Source organism: Mycobacterium sp. IDUB_9 (assembly GCF_055419505.1).
In genome coordinates, this window is record NZ_JBVAXU010000002.1 from 494,181 (window position 1) to 509,533 (window position 15,353).

At 67.3% G+C, this 15,353-nt stretch carries 15 protein-coding genes; 5 read left to right on the top strand and 10 right to left on the bottom strand.

Annotated features, from left to right (window positions below; genetic code table 11):
• Nucleotides 1–7: 7 nt before the first annotated feature.
• Nucleotides 8–778, bottom strand: coding sequence for a beta-phosphoglucomutase family hydrolase (locus tag ACZY08_RS10955; RefSeq protein ID WP_463744830.1), 771 nt, complete (start codon nt 776–778; stop codon nt 8–10).
• A 113-nt stretch (nt 779–891) separates the two neighbouring features.
• On the opposite strand from ACZY08_RS10955, the gene guaA reads away from it, so the two are divergent.
• Nucleotides 892–2,451 (top strand): glutamine-hydrolyzing GMP synthase, encoded by a 1,560-nt coding sequence (gene guaA, locus ACZY08_RS10960; RefSeq protein WP_463744829.1) that lies wholly within the window; start codon nt 892–894, stop codon nt 2,449–2,451.
• Here the strand turns inward: guaA and ACZY08_RS10965 are convergent, their stop codons facing one another.
• The 5 genes from ACZY08_RS10965 to ACZY08_RS10985 all read right to left on the bottom strand — a co-directional run bounded on the left by ACZY08_RS10965 (nt 2,452) and on the right by ACZY08_RS10985 (nt 8,517).
• The gene (locus ACZY08_RS10965) at nt 2,452–4,065 is read right to left on the bottom strand and encodes a zinc ribbon domain-containing protein (RefSeq protein WP_463744828.1); all 1,614 of its coding nucleotides are present in this window, start codon (nt 4,063–4,065) and stop codon (nt 2,452–2,454) included.
• 595 nt (nt 4,066–4,660) lie between these two features.
• The gene (locus tag ACZY08_RS10970; RefSeq protein ID WP_463744827.1) at nt 4,661–5,380 is read right to left on the bottom strand and encodes a hypothetical protein; all 720 of its coding nucleotides are present in this window, start codon (nt 5,378–5,380) and stop codon (nt 4,661–4,663) included.
• Nucleotides 5,377–6,585 carry a zinc ribbon domain-containing protein gene (locus tag ACZY08_RS10975; protein WP_463744826.1) on the bottom strand — a complete coding sequence of 403 codons (1,209 nt, stop codon included), beginning with the start codon at nt 6,583–6,585 and terminating at the stop codon, nt 5,377–5,379. Before ACZY08_RS10975 ends, ACZY08_RS10970 begins: the two co-directional genes overlap by 4 nt.
• Complete coding sequence (locus ACZY08_RS10980) at nt 6,582–8,195, bottom strand: S53 family peptidase (RefSeq protein WP_463745283.1); 1,614 nt, start codon at nt 8,193–8,195, stop codon at nt 6,582–6,584. The genes ACZY08_RS10975 and ACZY08_RS10980 overlap by 4 nt, the downstream gene beginning before the upstream one ends.
• A 40-nt stretch (nt 8,196–8,235) precedes the next feature.
• Nucleotides 8,236–8,517, bottom strand: a complete 282-nt coding sequence (locus tag ACZY08_RS10985) for a hypothetical protein (RefSeq protein WP_064960820.1) — start codon at nt 8,515–8,517, stop codon at nt 8,236–8,238.
• Nucleotides 8,518–8,811: 294 nt separating this feature from the next.
• On the opposite strand from ACZY08_RS10985, the gene ACZY08_RS10990 reads away from it, so the two are divergent.
• Together ACZY08_RS10990 and ACZY08_RS10995 are read left to right on the top strand one after the other, a co-directional pair.
• A complete protein-coding gene (locus ACZY08_RS10990; RefSeq protein ID WP_463744825.1) occupies nt 8,812–9,519 on the top strand; it encodes a hypothetical protein in 708 nt (235 codons plus the stop codon).
• A gap of 3 nt (nt 9,520–9,522) precedes the next feature.
• Nucleotides 9,523–11,112: a DNA polymerase Y family protein gene (locus tag ACZY08_RS10995; protein WP_463744824.1), complete on the top strand. Its 1,590-nt coding sequence runs from the start codon at nt 9,523–9,525 to the stop codon at nt 11,110–11,112.
• Here ACZY08_RS10995 and ACZY08_RS11000 read toward each other — a convergent pair whose 3' ends face one another.
• Complete coding sequence (locus ACZY08_RS11000) at nt 11,113–11,898, bottom strand: IclR family transcriptional regulator (RefSeq protein ID WP_463744823.1); 786 nt, start codon at nt 11,896–11,898, stop codon at nt 11,113–11,115.
• 193 nt (nt 11,899–12,091) lie between these two features.
• Between ACZY08_RS11000 and ACZY08_RS11005 the strand changes: the two genes are divergently transcribed.
• A complete protein-coding gene (locus ACZY08_RS11005; RefSeq protein WP_463744822.1) occupies nt 12,092–12,502 on the top strand; it encodes a hypothetical protein in 411 nt (136 codons plus the stop codon).
• Between the two features lie 25 nt (nt 12,503–12,527).
• Here ACZY08_RS11005 and ACZY08_RS11010 read toward each other — a convergent pair whose 3' ends face one another.
• The 3 genes from ACZY08_RS11010 to ACZY08_RS11020 are packed head-to-tail and all read right to left on the bottom strand — an operon-like array spanning nt 12,528 to nt 14,665.
• Nucleotides 12,528–13,571, bottom strand: coding sequence for a nucleoside hydrolase (locus ACZY08_RS11010; RefSeq protein WP_463744821.1), 1,044 nt, complete (start codon nt 13,569–13,571; stop codon nt 12,528–12,530).
• 25 nt (nt 13,572–13,596) lie between these two features.
• Nucleotides 13,597–13,914 (bottom strand): DMT family transporter, encoded by a 318-nt coding sequence (locus ACZY08_RS11015; protein WP_463744820.1) that lies wholly within the window; start codon nt 13,912–13,914, stop codon nt 13,597–13,599.
• Nucleotides 13,915–13,927: 13 nt separating this feature from the next.
• Nucleotides 13,928–14,665 carry an SDR family NAD(P)-dependent oxidoreductase gene (locus tag ACZY08_RS11020; RefSeq protein ID WP_463744819.1) on the bottom strand — a complete coding sequence of 246 codons (738 nt, stop codon included), beginning with the start codon at nt 14,663–14,665 and terminating at the stop codon, nt 13,928–13,930.
• Between the two features lie 51 nt (nt 14,666–14,716).
• On the opposite strand from ACZY08_RS11020, the gene ACZY08_RS11025 reads away from it, so the two are divergent.
• Nucleotides 14,717–15,334: a TetR/AcrR family transcriptional regulator gene (locus tag ACZY08_RS11025; RefSeq protein ID WP_463744818.1), complete on the top strand. Its 618-nt coding sequence runs from the start codon at nt 14,717–14,719 to the stop codon at nt 15,332–15,334.
• The last annotated feature ends 19 nt before the right edge of the window (nt 15,335–15,353 follow it).

Sequence of the window (15,353 nt, forward strand, 5' to 3'; positions counted from 1 at the left end):
CATGGCGCTAGATCAACTCCGCCAGGTCGGTGACCACGATGTCGGCGCCGTCGCGGTGCAGTTGCTCGGCCTGTCCCACGCGGTCCACGCCGACCACGAAGCCGAACTTTCCCGCCCGGCCCGCTGCGACCCCGGCCAAGGCGTCCTCGAACACCGCGGCCTGCGCGGGGGAGACGCCCAGCAGTTCGGCAGCGCGCAGGAAGCTGTCCGGCGCCGGCTTGCCCGGCAGGTTCTCCTCCCGCATGGTCACCCCGTCCACCCGTTGTTCGATGTACTTGTCGAGCCCGGTGATCTTGAGTACCTCCTCGGTGTTGGCGCTGGACGACACCACGGCCCGGCGCAGGCCCGCGTCGGTCACGGCCTGGAGATAGCGCCGTGACCCCTCGAACACGTCGACTCCATCGGATCGCAGGGTCTTGTGGAACATCGCGTTCTTACGGTTGCCGAGGCCCGCGACGGTGTCGGCCTCGGCGTCGTCGTCCGGCGTGCCCTCGGGCAGTTCGATGCCGCGGCTGGTCAGAAACGACCGCACGCCGTCCTCGCGGCGCTTGCCGTCGACGTAGTTCAGGTAGTCCGCGTCGATGTCGAACGCGACGAACTCGTGCCCGGTGCGTTCGGCACGCTTGCGCAGATAGTCGTCGAACATGGCCTTCCAGGCCTTCTTGTGCACGCTCGCGGTATCGGTGAGCACGCCGTCGAGGTCGAACAGGCAGGCCGTGATCTGCTCGGGCAAGCCCAGCACTGGGCACCTCGCTTTCGCCGACGTCTTCTCCATCATGCGTAATCACCGCGCGGGCGGTCCGCTTAAACACGCACTGATCGGTCAGCGGCCGCGTACCCCAGATTTCCGGCGCATCGAGCACGCGCTGACCTGGCCTCTAGACTGTTGCGGTGGCATCACCATCTCCCCGTCCTGTCCTCGTCGTCGACTTCGGCGCTCAGTACGCACAGCTGATCGCTCGCCGGGTCCGCGAGGCGCGGGTGTTCTCCGAGGTCATCCCGCACACCGCCACGGTCGAGGAGATCAAGGCCAAGGATCCGCAGGCCATCGTGCTGTCGGGCGGCCCGGCCAGCGTCTACGCCGAGGGCGCCCCGCGGCTGGACCCTGCGCTGTTCGATCTCGACGTGCCGGTGTTCGGCATCTGCTACGGCTTCCAGGCCATGGCCCAGGCGCTCGGCGGCACCGTCGAGCACACCGGGACCAGCGAGTACGGGCGCACCGAACTGCACGTCGCCGGCGGCGATCTGCATGTCGACCTCCCGGGCACTCAGCCCGTGTGGATGAGCCACGGCGACGCGGTCACCGCTGCGCCCGACGGTTTCGACGTGATCGCCTCCAGCTCTGGCGCCCCGGTCGCCGGTTTCGAGAACCGGGCCCGCCGCCTGGCCGGCGTGCAGTACCACCCCGAGGTTTTGCATTCCCCCCACGGCCAGCAGGTGTTGAGCCGGTTCCTGCACGAGTTCGCGGGGATCGGTGCGACATGGACCGCCGCCAACATCGCCGAGCAGCTGATCGAGGCGGTTCGCGCCCAGATCGGCGACGGCCAGGCCATCTGCGCGTTGTCCGGTGGCGTCGACTCCGCGGTGGCGGCCGCGCTGGTGCAACGCGCCATCGGGGACCGGCTGACGTGTGTGTTCGTCGACCACGGTCTGTTGCGGGCGGGGGAGCGGGCGCAGGTCGAGCGTGACTTCGTCGCCGCGACCGGTGCCAAACTGGTGACCCTCGACGTCGCCGATCGTTTCCTTGAGGCACTGTCCGGGGTGACCAACCCCGAGGGCAAGCGCAAGATCATCGGCCGCGAGTTCATCCGGGCGTTCGAGCGCGTGGTTCGCGACACCCTGGGCGACAGTGAGGGTGAGATCGAATTCCTGGTGCAGGGCACGCTGTATCCCGACGTCGTCGAATCCGGTGGTGGTACCGGCACGGCCAACATCAAGAGCCATCACAACGTCGGCGGGCTGCCTGACGACCTGAAGTTCAAGCTCGTCGAGCCGTTGCGGCTGCTGTTCAAGGACGAGGTGCGCGCGGTGGGCCGGGAGCTGGGCCTGCCCGAGGAAATTGTTGGGCGCCAACCGTTCCCGGGTCCGGGGCTGGGCATCCGCATCGTGGGCGAGGTGACTGCCGACCGGTTGGACACCCTGCGTCGTGCCGATGCGATCGCCCGCGAGGAACTCACCGCAGCCGGTCTGGATCATCAGATCTGGCAGTGCCCGGTGGTGCTGCTGGCCGACGTGCGTTCGGTCGGTGTGCAGGGCGACGGACGCACCTACGGGCACCCCATCGTGCTGCGGCCGGTGTCCAGTGAAGACGCCATGACCGCGGACTGGACCCGGGTGCCTTACGAAGTGCTGGAACGGATTTCGACCCGGATCACCAACGAGGTGCCAGAGGTCAACCGGGTGGTGCTGGATGTCACCAGCAAGCCGCCGGGCACCATTGAGTGGGAGTGATCAACGCGCCGGGTCGCCCCGCCAACGAAAACTGTTGACGTACTTGCCCATATCCAGTGCGAGATCGAGGTTGGCCCCCGAGGGCTTCCCTGAGCCGAAGTCAGGACCGTATTCGTGGTACGGGCCTGTCGCGATGGCGACCAGTGCCAGATCGTTCTTGACCGCAGCTAGAATGACGACCCGCATCCGCATGTAGTCACCGGTGGCGTTCTGCGGCCAGCTGTCGACGACCACGCCGTAGCCGGGCTGATACCCGACCATGGCGTTCGGAATCTCGTAGTCCACCTCGGTGTCGGGGTAGGTGTCCTCGACCAGGGCCTTGGCGATCTCTTCCGGCGTCCGCCCGTGTGCGGGTTTGCCGATCAGTTGCATCGTCCCGCCGTCGCCGGCGAGAAAGTCCGCTGTCACACCGTTGTCGGCGGTGGTGATCCGGTACGCCGCGCCGGGCGAGGGGTAGGACACCGAGAACGCGCCGTCCGGGGCGGTGAAGCGGGGATTCGTCGTCACCGGATCTGTGGTCGGCGGACGGCCGCAGTCCGGTGGGCATCGATAGCGTGCCGGTGGGCTGCTGACCACGGCGGCCACCACGACCAGGGCGGCCGTCAACAGCGCGACGCCGGTACCCCATGCCCCCAGCAATGGGCGGCCCAGGTGGTGTGCCGTCCGTTGCAATGCGCGGATCGCCGCGCCGCACTCCGAACAGAACGCCATATCTCCAACGGTGTGATCGCACTGCCGGCACTGCAGCGATCGGTCGGCGTGGATGGTGCCGTGTACCTCGTACAGCAAGGCGAGCTGCAAGCCGACTCGCAACGCCAGGACGGCCAACGCCGTCCCGATGAAATGCACTGCCAGCACCGAGATCTCAGGCGCCGGTGCGACGTCGATCAGACCGAGGATCGCATAGCAGGCCGGGACGGCTGCCGCCGTCAGCAACAAGGCAGCGCGCACATGTTTCGGGCGCCCAGTGTTGTCTGCGGCCGTGAACCACAGGACCACGCCGACGAGAGCGCCGGCGGCCGCTGCGGTCAACGGCACCGCCACTGCCTGGATGCCGGCCTGGACCAGCAGCCCGTCCAAAGGGCGGTCGTGGTCCACCAGCCCGTCGTCGAACTGCGGTGCCAATCGGCTCAATGTGGCTGCGGCGCTGAAAGCGAGTGCGCCGAGGGCGCCGATCACAAAGCCGTCCAACGTTTCTCGGGTGCGCGGCCCGAACAGGCGGATCGCCACCACGGGGACGAGCATCAACAAGATGGCACCGAGCGGGACGGCGAGACCGTCGCGCATGACTCGGAACTGCGGCACGTCGACGCCCATCGGCATGTCGTACTCGCGTGCAACCGCGGTTCCGGTCAGCAGCGCCCAGGCGGCGCCCAATCCGGCGCCCAGGACGGCGGTCAGCAGCAGCGTTCGTGATGGAAGGTTTTGGAAGACAGTCGTTTCACGGAGATAGGTGACGAACAGAAGCGGTAGGCCGAATGCAGCCAACGCGATCATCGCGGCAGGTACCCGTAGCAATGTGCAGGCGATTACCGCGACCGCCAGCGCTGCTATCCCGAGTCGGTACGGCGTGCGCGAATCGTGTGGTAGCGCGGGGAACAGCGAGCTGACCACCGACGGCCGCAGCAGGTGCTCGCGGCCGGCGCAGTACGCACGTGGCCGTAACCACGCGGCTCCGTGGCCCTGTGGGTCCAGATGGGCGCCGCACGCTCCGCAGAATGTGCCCGCCGGTACCTCGGTTCGGCATACCTCGCATACCCGGCATTCGACGGTGAGCGCTGGGTTGTCAGAGCCGGTTCCGGCGTTACTGCCTATGAGGGCTGCCGAACCCGTGACGCCCGGTGGGTGGCGCCGGCACTTCTACGTGAGTGGGCGTGAAACTGTTGGCGCCCCCGGGGGAGACCTGCTTCTCAGTGGGCTGCACTGGGGGCGGGGCCGACGGAGTCGTGGTCGTCGTTGTCGTGGTGGACGGCGTGGTGGTCTCGGGTGCCTTCTCGCCGGTACCGCAAGCACTGAGCCCGATCATCCCGATGATTGCGGCGGAGGCAGCGGCAGCTGCGAGGCGACGAGTTGATCGACGTGACCTCATGATTAGTCCTCACTGGTCCCCGCGGACGATGCAGATGCAGCCCTGGAGCGGGTCTGCTAGCAAACTCTAGCCCAGTGCGCTCCGGCGCGGGCGTCAATTGTGTTTTCCGACCGGGGCGAGTTAGCGGTCGGGATCTCCGCGCCACCGGAAACTGTTGACATACTTCCCCATGTCCAGTGCCAGCTGCAGGTTGGCGCCCGAGGGCTTACTGGCGCCCGAACCGGGGCCGAATTCTCGGTACGGTCCTACGGCCGATGCGATGAGCGCGAGGTCGTTCTTCACCGCCACCAACACCAGCACCCGCATTCGCATGTAGTTACTTGTGGCGCCCTGTGGCCAGCAGTCGGCGACCAGGCCGAAACCGGGGTGGTAGCCGACCATGGCGTTGGGAATGTCGTAGGCGGTCTTGGTATCCGGAAATGTCCTGTCGACCAGGGAATTGGCGATGTCCTCGGCACTACGTCCGCTTGCCGGCTCGCTGAACAATTGCAGCATGCCACCGTCACCGGCCTGGAACTCCGCGGTGACACCGGTGGGGTTGGTGGTGACCTTGTAGGCCGAGGAGGTCACCGGGTAGGAAACCGAGAAGCTCCCGTCTGGGGCGGTGAATACCGGATTGATGGCCACCGCCTGCCCGGTCGGGGGCCGCCCGCAGTCCGGTGGGCACATGTAGCGGGCCGGCGGCGTGCTCGTCGCATGTGAGACCCAGGCCAGCACGCCGGCAACCAGAGCGATTCCGGTGCCCAGGATCGCCAGCACTTTCAGCGCCGAGGTCCCGCGGATGGCTCGGGTTCTGCCAGTGGAAATCGGTACCGCGTATCCGGGAAAGAACGTGCTCACCCGGCATCGGATCCCGGGTCACGCACCGGCCGGTGCTCGCGTCGCACTTCTCTGGACGTGCGCGACGATGCGTGGGTGGCCGCACCGCAGTGCGGACAGAACGACATATCGGGCACGATGTGGCCGCATCGGGCGCAGAGGATGGGTTGATCGGAGGCGATCTCGTCCTGCGCCTCGTGCAGCAGCGCCAGATGCAGACCCACCCGCACTGCTAGCAGCGCCATCGCGGAAACCGCGAGGTGCACCGCCAACTGGATCCATTGGGGAACCCGCGCCACATCGATCAGACCCAGCGCGCAGTAGACGATCAGCACCGAAAATGCGCTGGAGAACATCACGAGCCGGACATAACCGACGTGTTTGTCGACCTTGGTGGCGGGGCGGGTGAACCACAATGCCGCGCCGATCAGGCCGCCGATGGATGCGGCGGTCAAAGGCATGGCTACCCCACGGATTCCGGCTTCGACGACAAGGCCGGAGATCGGGCGGTCCCGCGCCACCATGCCGGTGGTGAGCTGTGGTGCCAGCCGCGTCAGGGTGGCCGCCGCGGTGAAGGCTGTGGCGCCCAGGGCGCCGATCATGAAGCCGTCCAACGATTCCCGGCTCGACCGGTGGGTCACCCGCACCACAACGGCAGGTAGCAGCATCAGGACGGCACCGCCCAGCGGAATTCCCAACCCGTTGCGCATGATCCGGAACGTGGTCACCCCGCTACCGAGTGGGACGCCGTAGGACCTGGCCATGGCGTGGCCGGTGAGAAGCACCCATCCCACCCCCAGTGCAATTCCGAGCACCACGGTCAGCACGAGGTTGACGCGGTGCAGGTCGCGGAAGGCGTCGGACTCATAGAGATAGATGCCGAACAGCAGCGGGAGCCCGAGCGCGGCAACCGCGATCAGGGCCGCGGGCAACTTCAGCAGTGCACAGGCCACCAACCCGGCCAACAGGACCAGCATCGCGATGCGGAACGGGGTGCGGGACTGGTGCGACAGGTGGGGGAACAGGGAGCTGGCGATCGACGGTCGCAGCAGGTGTTCATCGGGGGCCACGCAGGATGCGCTGAGGCGCAACCACTCCGGGCCGTCACCTCGCTCCTTGTCGATCGGTACCCCGCACAACCCGCAGTATTTCCCGTCGGGCACATCGACCTTGCAGACTCGGCACTCGGTGGTGGGCACGTCGGTGTCGTCGGGTGCGTCGGTCATCGGTGTGCCTTCTGCAGGGCAAGGATGTTCTTGGCGAGGTTCTCCACGTCGGGCGAGCCCAGTCCGGTCACTACGTCGTAGCCGGGTGAAGCGGTGGCCACTGCGTTGCCGCCGAGGTCGACGTCACGGAAAGCCGGCAGCGGGGCGCCCGAGGCGATCTTGTACAGCAGCGGGTTGAGGTCGCCGAGCGCCCGGCCGCCGTTGGCGATCAGGTACTGATTCATCACTGCGGCCATCCCGGCCCACAGCGGTGCGGACTGCGATGTGCCGCCCCCGACCAGAACCTGGTTGTTCAGAACGATTTTCACGCCGGTGAAGGGGTCGGCCACGGCGGCCACATCCGGGGTCAGCCGCCGCCCGGCGCTGTCATTGCCGGGCGCAGACACGTCGCGCTGCCACTCGGGGCGGTCGAAGATCGCCGAGACGCCACCGCCGGTGCCCTGCGACAGCGGGACGTCGAACCAGGCCTGCTCGGCCAGCCAGCCGCCGTGGGCGTCGGTGGACAGGGTCGTGCCGCCCACACCGGTCATCTCCGGCAGGGAGGCCACCGAGTCCAGGCCGATGTCGTCCTCGCCGGGTGCAGACGACCAGTCTTGTCCGCCTTTGCATTCCAGGCCCGCCAGGTCGCCGCTGGCATCGAATGCGGTGGTGCCGTGGGTGTGTGCGGTGGCCAGAGCCGAGCGGACCGGGGCGAGATCGGCGGCGGTGATCAGCTTGTCGCAGCCCCAGCCGATCGAGAAGCTCCACACTGCACCGGGAAACTGCTGGTCCGCGGACTCGAGCATCTTCCCGATCTTCTCGTAGGCGCCGTCACCCTGGACTGTCGGCCGGGCATTGACCACGACCTTCTGTGCATCCGGGGCGATGGCATGGGCGACTTGCAGATCCATCGTGGTCTCGCCGTGCGGGGCACTCGGTTGCCCGCCGACCACGACCGGTGTGAACGTCGGCAGGCCGAAGGTGGTGGCGAAGGTGTCCAGGTCGGCCTGATCGAAGCCGTCGAACGCGAAGAACACGATGGTGGTGCCCTTGCCGGTGAAGCCCTGTTGCGCGAGGTTGGCGAGGTTGTAGGTGTTGCGCACCCCCTGCGGTGTCAACCCCTGGTCCGGAACATCGGTCGGCAGGTTGCGTAGGTCCGGCAGCGACATCCGGTGCGGTGTGTATCCCAGGATGCGGCCGATTCCGGTGACCTCCCCGGACAGTCGTCGGGGGATCGATGGCTGCTGTGGTGAGGCGTAGAACTCCTGGCCGCGCCGGCCCCGGTAGTCGTGGATGTCCACCCCGAAAGCAGTTGCCAGGTCAGCGGATCGGCCCTCGGTGACCGCCCAGGCGTCACCGGGCCGCCAGCGGACCGACAACGAATGTTCGTCGGCCCACCCGAGCAGTGCGGCTGGTCGGGTCGCGTTGTGCAGCGTCATGGTGAGCTGGGCCGAGCCGTTGTCGGCGGGGCCGAGATCGGTTGAGGCAGAAAGCAGTTGAGCGTACGGACCCGTAATGTGAGCGGGTCCGTACGCTGTGCCACCCGGGGCGGGCGCAGTCCGCAGGTCAGAGACCAGCAGGGCGCTGAACAGGATCAGTGCCAGTAACGCCCGTCCGGGGGTGATGTTCATCCCGGCCATGGGTGAACGACCGACTTTCTGCGCTCCGCGTCTAGTTGTCGCCGGGGATGGCGGTCGGAGCCGGGGGTGCCTTCACGCCGGGCGTGAAGAGGTTGCCGCCGGTGGGGTTGATCGATTTCTCGGTCGGCTCGACCGTCGGCGGTGGGGCAGGTGTGGCCGGCGTGGTGGTGGTCGTCGTCGTAGTGGTCGGCGTGGTGGTCTCGGGACCCTTCTGCTCCTCGGTACCGCACGCCGCGGTGAACGAGATCATCCCGATGACGGCCGCACCGCCTGCGATGACGGTGAGCCGACGAGTCAACTGCCCTGACTTCATGATGCGTGTCCTCACTGTCCCCCGTGACTGTTACAGAACTTGGCCTTCGGCGAATCGCGGTGATTCCCACTACCTGCAACGCAAAGTCGTGGCCAGTCCCATCCCGAAGCGGGTTCTGGTGAGGGGAACTCTAACTGAAGGTCCGCATGGCCGCAGAACCATTTCGGCCGGTCCTGCCCCCTGGGTCGATGGCCGCCGCCCGCAGCTTGACGCTGTCGGGGGGTGGGTGTTTACTCGAGTTATCGAACATATATTCGAAAATGGCCGGATATGGATGGTGCGGGAGGTGTTGTTGTGACTGTTGCGGCAGAACTTGATTTGCGCCTACTTACCCGCTCTGAGCAGGTGGAACACCTCCGCCGCAAGATTGCCTCGGTGTCGGGGAAGGTTGGTCCGGCGCATCGTGGCGTGCCTCGGGCCGGCGCTGCGGTCCCGGCTGCAGAATCTTTGCTGAAGCCCCCTGAAACGCTGGCTGAGACGTTGCCCGAGAGTCTGCCGACGATGCTGCCGCGCGGGTCCGTCGCGGTGGCTGCCGGTGCCCGGTCGCTGTCGTTGGGCATGGTGGCTGCGGTCACGGCCGCGGGTGGGCACGCGGTGATCATCGGCCAGCCCGATGCCGGCCTGTTGGCCGCGGTGGAGATGGGCGCCGATCTGAGCCGGCTCGCGGTGGTCCCCGACCCGGGTGCCGATCCCGTCGAGGTGGCCTCGGTGCTGATGGACGGGATGGATCTGGTGGTGCTCGGGCTGGGTGGGCGTTCGGTGCCGCCGAGCCGGGCCCGGGTGATGGTGGCGCGGGCCCGGCAGAAAGGCTGCACCCTGCTGGTCACCGACGGTGACTGGCAGGGAGCATCAGCTCGGCTGGAGGCCCGGGTGTGCGGTTATGAGGTGGCCGGCGCCGGACAGGACATCCCGACGCCCGGGCGCGGGCGGATCAGCCGGGTCCGGCTGGCCATGCGTGGCCGGGGGCGTGGCATCGGATCGGCTTGTGCGGCAGGCGGATAGTTCATGCCCGCGGATTCCAGGGTGCTGGCCCTCTGGTGTATGGACTGGCCGGCAGTGGCCGCGGCGACGGCGGCAGGGCTGACCTCGACGGTGCCGGTCGCGGTCACCCTGGCCAACCGGGTGATCGCCTGCTCGGCGTCGGCACGTGCGGCCGGGGTCCGGCGCGGCCTGCGCCGGCGCGAGGCGCAGGCCCGGTGTCCGCAACTACATGTCGTCACCGCCGACCCGGCCAGGGACGCCCGCCATTTCGAGAACGTGACGCTTGCCGTCGACGATCTGGTGCCGCGCGCCGAGGTGCTGCGTCCGGGACTGCTGGTGCTCTCGGTGCGCGGCGCGGCGCGGTACTTCGGGTCCGAACCGGTTGCGGCTGAACGATTGATCGACGCCGTCGCCTCGGCCGGGGCCGAATGCCAGGTCGGTATCGCCGATCAACTTTCCACCGCGGTCTTCGCTGCCCGGGCGGGGTGCATCGTCGAACCCGGGAACGACGCGCAGTTTCTGTCGGGGCTGTCGATCCGGCAGTTGTCCACGGAACCGGCCCTGGCCGCCCCGGGCCGCGAGGACCTGGCAGACCTGTTGTGGCGGATGGGTATCCGAACCCTCGGGCAGTTCGCCGAGTTGTCCCGCACCGATGTCGCCTCCCGGTTCGGAGCTGACGCGGTGGCGGCGCACCGGTTTGCCTGTGGCGAGCCGGACCGGGGTCCTTCCGGACGGGATCCGGCCACCGAACTCGATGCGGTGATGAACTGCGACCCGCCGATCGAAAGGGTGGACGCCGCAGCGTTCGCAGGCCGGTCCCTGGCCGGCGATCTGCATCGTCATCTGGAGGCGGCGGGGGTGGGCTGCACCCGGTTGGCCATTCACGCTGTCACCGCCAATGGCGAAGAACTGGAACGGGTCTGGCGGTGTGCCGAACCGCTGACCGAGGATGCCACCGCGGACCGGGTGCGTTGGCAGCTGGACGGCTGGCTGAACCGTCGCACTTCCGAGCGGCCCACCGGCCCGGTCACGGTGCTGCGCCTGCGCCCGGTGGAGGTGGTGTCGTCGGCGGCGCTGCAATTGCCGTTGTGGGGCGGGCTGGGGGAGGAGGATCGGCTGCGGGCCCGGCGGGCGCTGCTGCGCGTTCAGGGGCTGCTCGGCCCGGAAGCGGTGCAGGTTCCGGTGCTCAGCGGCGGGCGCGGGCCTGCCGAACGCATCACCCTCACACCTTTGGGAGACGAGCCGGTACCGCGAGCCGATCCGCGGCAGCCGTGGCCCGGCCAGTTGCCCGAACCCTCACCGACCGTGCTGCTCGATGAACCCGTGGAATTGCTTGACGTACAGGGAAATCCGGTTCGGGTCACCAGCCGTGGGTTGTTCTCGGCTGATCCGGCGCAGCTGGCCGGTGCCGGCCGCCGTGACGGCAGGCTGCGCTGGTGGGCGGGGCCGTGGCCGGTCGACGAGCGGTGGTGGGATCCGGAGAACCGAGGAGCTGGACGCACGGCACGGGTCCAGGTGCTGCTGGGGCGTGACGAGAGGGGCGGCGGGGAAGATCTAGCTTTGCTGCTGTGTTATCGGCAGCGCCGGTGGTATCTGGAGGGCGCCTATGAATAGCTAATGCCTGCCGCCGAGTGTGCGGGATTCGTTGAGGGGTCCGGCATCTGCCACGATCGCGTCGAACGCGCGAAGCAGGGAGCGGAGTTTTTCGCGGGTGTTGGCTCGACCGGCTGGGATGGTGATGCCGATGAGGGCGCATTTGTCGGTCGTGCTCGGTAGCAGCGCCGCCGCGCAACTCCATCCGGGACTGCTCTGCTCGGATTCCACGGCGACTCCATCCTGCCGGGCTCGATGCACGCTTGCGTAGAGCTGTGTCACGTCGCGTATGGAATTGGATGTGGAGGGCGCCATCCCGTTGCGGACCATGCTTTCCAGCAGGTGCGGCCGGTGCGCCAACACCAGATGACCCCCAGCGGTGTTGAGTAGCATCGCCGCACTTCCTGGGGCGGGCCCCCCTACCTGCGCTACGGATAACCCGTTGTCGCACACCACGATAATGGGTTGCACATTGACCAATTCGTGTCCGGCGGTCAGCCAAACCACACCGCCGTGAGCGGCGTGCAGCTCCTCGAGCACCGGCAGGTAACGGTCGAAATCCTGGTGCAACGAAGCTGTCTCGCCGAAACGACTCAGTTCCGGCCCGAGCATATAGCCGTACACAGTGCGCCCCAGCAGCCCGCGTCGCACGAGGGTATTCGCGATGCGCAGCGCGGTTGCCTTCGGGAGACCGGTGATCGTGGCCAGCTGCCCGAGTGTGGTGTTGGGCCCGAACTCAGCCACCGCCTCGATGACGGCAAGGACACGTCCGACCATGGTGTGGTCGTCGTCGATCTTGCCAACCATTGCCGCCCCCTCCCGCGCCGGGGCTGATGATGCTCGTTTCAGTCAGTGAAACGAGCAAAAGACATTCTCCCCCGTAATCACTAATCTTGCTGTGGGTTCGGGTCAACGCAGCGAACCACGGACACGATTGCATGCCACCCACAGCGGTCAGGACGGTCGGACGCCCAGATCACTCGACCACCAAGGACCAGAAATGACCTCGACAACCCCGGACACCAGCGCCACCGTTCTCACCCGCTCCAGCTGTTACCTGGCCGCAGCCGTGCTCCTTGCCGGGATCACCTTGTGGTCAACCGCAATCGCCGAAGCCAGACCGGAAACCCTGAACGAGGATGCCTACAACTCCTGCGTGGCCGCAGGGAATCCGGGTGTCGAATACGACGATCTCGTCGCGCAGTGTTGCTACATGGCTGGTGGAGACACGAAGGGTATGGGAGGAACCGTTCCCTACTGTGATGCGCCCGATATCGATCCTGGCTGTTGCACACGCGAAGATGTCGTGGAAACGCCTCAGGTCATCGACGCTCCAGATGTCTCCATTCCGACTCCCAGTCGCCCGGTGCCGGCACCCTCACCGATGGCGCCGAACAGGGGCGTCGGGTAGCGCTGTCCCACCGTTGAGCGGCTCGCTACATAAGCCGCTTCGCGTAATATCCCACCCGATCGATGAACCGGTCGAAGAACACCGTCGGGTCGACGTCGGTGCCGATGAGCGCATTGGGCGGGCGGCCCCAGTGCCCGCGCCAGTCGGCCACCGTCATGCCGCGGGTCAACGTGCCGCTCAGTTCGACGTCGACCGTGGTTTCCCGGTAGCTAGCCAACTCCGGGTCCAGGGCCACTGCGGCAGCCAACGGATCGTGCAGATGCGCCAGGTACCCGTCGCCGGTGTCGAAGTGGAACTCGAAGTAGAACCGCATGGCGTCCTCCAGGACGCGGATCAACGGGTTGCCCGCCGTCGACCGGGTGCCCCGCTCGTCGAGCACGCTCATCGCTGCCGACGGTGACCCGGCCGCGGCCGCCAATCGGTTCAGCAGTGCAGGCGTCATCGCGATGTTCTCGGTGAGGTTGAGGCCCAGCACGATTGGCACATGGGTGGCATTGTCGAGACCCCAGGCGGCGTTCCAGCCACCGAATACCTCGGCGGCAGACTCGGGGTCGACGCTGATGTTCCACTCCGACACCGGTGTGGTGTTGCCCCGGTAGTCGAACACCCCACCCATGATCACCAGGCGGCGCAGCAGCTTGGGCAGAGTGGGTTCGGCGCGCATGGCCAACGCCAGGTTGGTCAGGGGTCCGGTGGCCAGCCCGATCAATTCACCCGGGTGCGCATGTGCGGCGCGGATCCAGGCCTCGGCGGCGTCGTGGGCGGTGAGCAGTCGGTCGCTGTCCGGTAACTGAGCGTATCCAAGGCCCTGTGGCCCGTGGGTGTCCTCGGCGGTGCGCAGCGGTGCACTCAGCGGCTGCTCGGCCCCCTTGGAGACCGGGATCCCGGTCGCCCCACACAGCTCCAGCAGGCCCAGGTTGTTGGTGCAGACCTGTTGCACCGGAACATTTCCCGCAGTCGAGGCGATACCGACCAACTCGGCCTCGGGGCTGGCGAACAGATACGCCAGCGCCATGGCATCGTCGACACCGGTATCGACATCGGCGAATACGGGTAGCGGCGACGTCACGTCGCCAACCTTAAGGCGGGCGGGCTCACTGCTCAACAAAGCGCAGGCCGACCAGGCCCACCACGATCAGCGCGATGAACATCATCCGCAACGGTGTCAGCGCATCGCTGAACCACACCACGCCCGCAATGGTGACTCCGACCGCCCCGATGCCGGCCCACACCGCGTACGCCGTGCCCACCGGCAGGTGTTTGACCACCAGCGCCAGGATCGCGAAGCTGACAACCGCGGCGACCACGCACACCACGCTCGGCCACAGCCTGGTGAAGCCTTCGGACTGTTTGATCGCCAGCGCCCAGACGATCTCCAGCAGCCCCGCAAAGACCAGCAATACCCACGACATGGTTGCCTCCGTGTCAGGCGTTGTAGCCGCCGTCGACGGTCAGGGTGGTGCCGTTGACGTACTGGGCATCCGGACCGGCGAGATAGGCGACGGCGGCGGCGATTTCGTCGGCGTGTGCGAAGCGTCCCAGCGGAATGTTGGGGAGGTCGGCGATGGCTTCGGGACTGTCAGCCGGATTCATCTCGGTGTCGGTGTTGCCCGGCTGCACCACATTGGCGGTGATTCCCCGTGGTCCGAGATCGCGGGCCAGCCCTCGGGCGAGCGCACCGACGGCCGCCTTGGTCGTCGAATACAGCGTCACGCCGGGAAATGGGGTGCGGTCTGCCAGATTGCTGCCGATCGTGATGATGCGGCCGCCCTCGCCCATGACCGCCGCGGCGGCCTGACTGAACAGGAACGGCGCGCGGATGTGCAGATTGATGGCTTGATCGATATCGGTGGTGCTCACCTGGTCCAGTGGACCGTTGGGGAAGACGCCGGCGTTGTTCACCAGGATGTCCAGCCGGCCGAACGCCTCGATTACCGCATCGACGGCTCGCTGCGCAGCGTCGGGAGCGGCGGTGTCGAGCTGTAGGGCAAGGGCTTTCGCGCCGGATCCGGTGATCGCCTCGACCACTTCGGCCGCTCGCTCGGGCGACGACCGGTAGGTGAAGGCCACGTCGGCGCCCTCGGCGGCCAGTCGTCGCGCGATCGCGGCGCCGATCCCGCGGCTGCCCCCGGTCACCAGTGCGGTTTTGGATGTCAACGGCATGCCGAGCTCCAATCAATTTTGTAATGAACACTACAAATATAGACTGATCCCATGCCCCGTCAACCCGTAGGCCGTCGCGGCCGGCCTCGTGCGTTCGATCGGGACACCGCGCTGCAGGCGGCGTTGGACGTGTTCTGGGAGCGCGGCTACGAAGGCGCTCGGGTCAGTGACCTGACCACGGCGATGGGCCTCAATGCCCCGAGCCTGTACGCCACGTTCGGCTCCAAGGAGGATCTGTTCCGCGAAGCGGTCGCGTACTACAACGCGCCTGACCGCTCACCGACCACGATCGCACTGCAGCGCCCGGGTCCGGTTCGGGATGCCGTCGAGGCCATGCTGCGGGACAACGTGCGCGACTATGCCGATCCCGCAACGCCGCCGGGCTGCCTCATCGTGCTCGCCGGCATCGCCTACTCGAGCGAAACCGCGGTGATGCGCGACCTGCTCAAGGCCTGCCGCGAAGAGGACCGTGCGCGTCTGCTCGGCCGGATCCGGGCGGGCATGGCAGACGGCGAGCTGCCCGAGGACCTCGACGCGCAGCGGCTTGCCTCGTTCATGATCACGGTGCTCTACGGATTGTCCATCCAGGCCAGGGACGGCGCTTCCCGCGCCGACATGGAAGCGACCGCGGATATGGCAATGATTGTGTGGGACAACGTTGTTGGATAGCCACGGCGGCCCCGGAAGT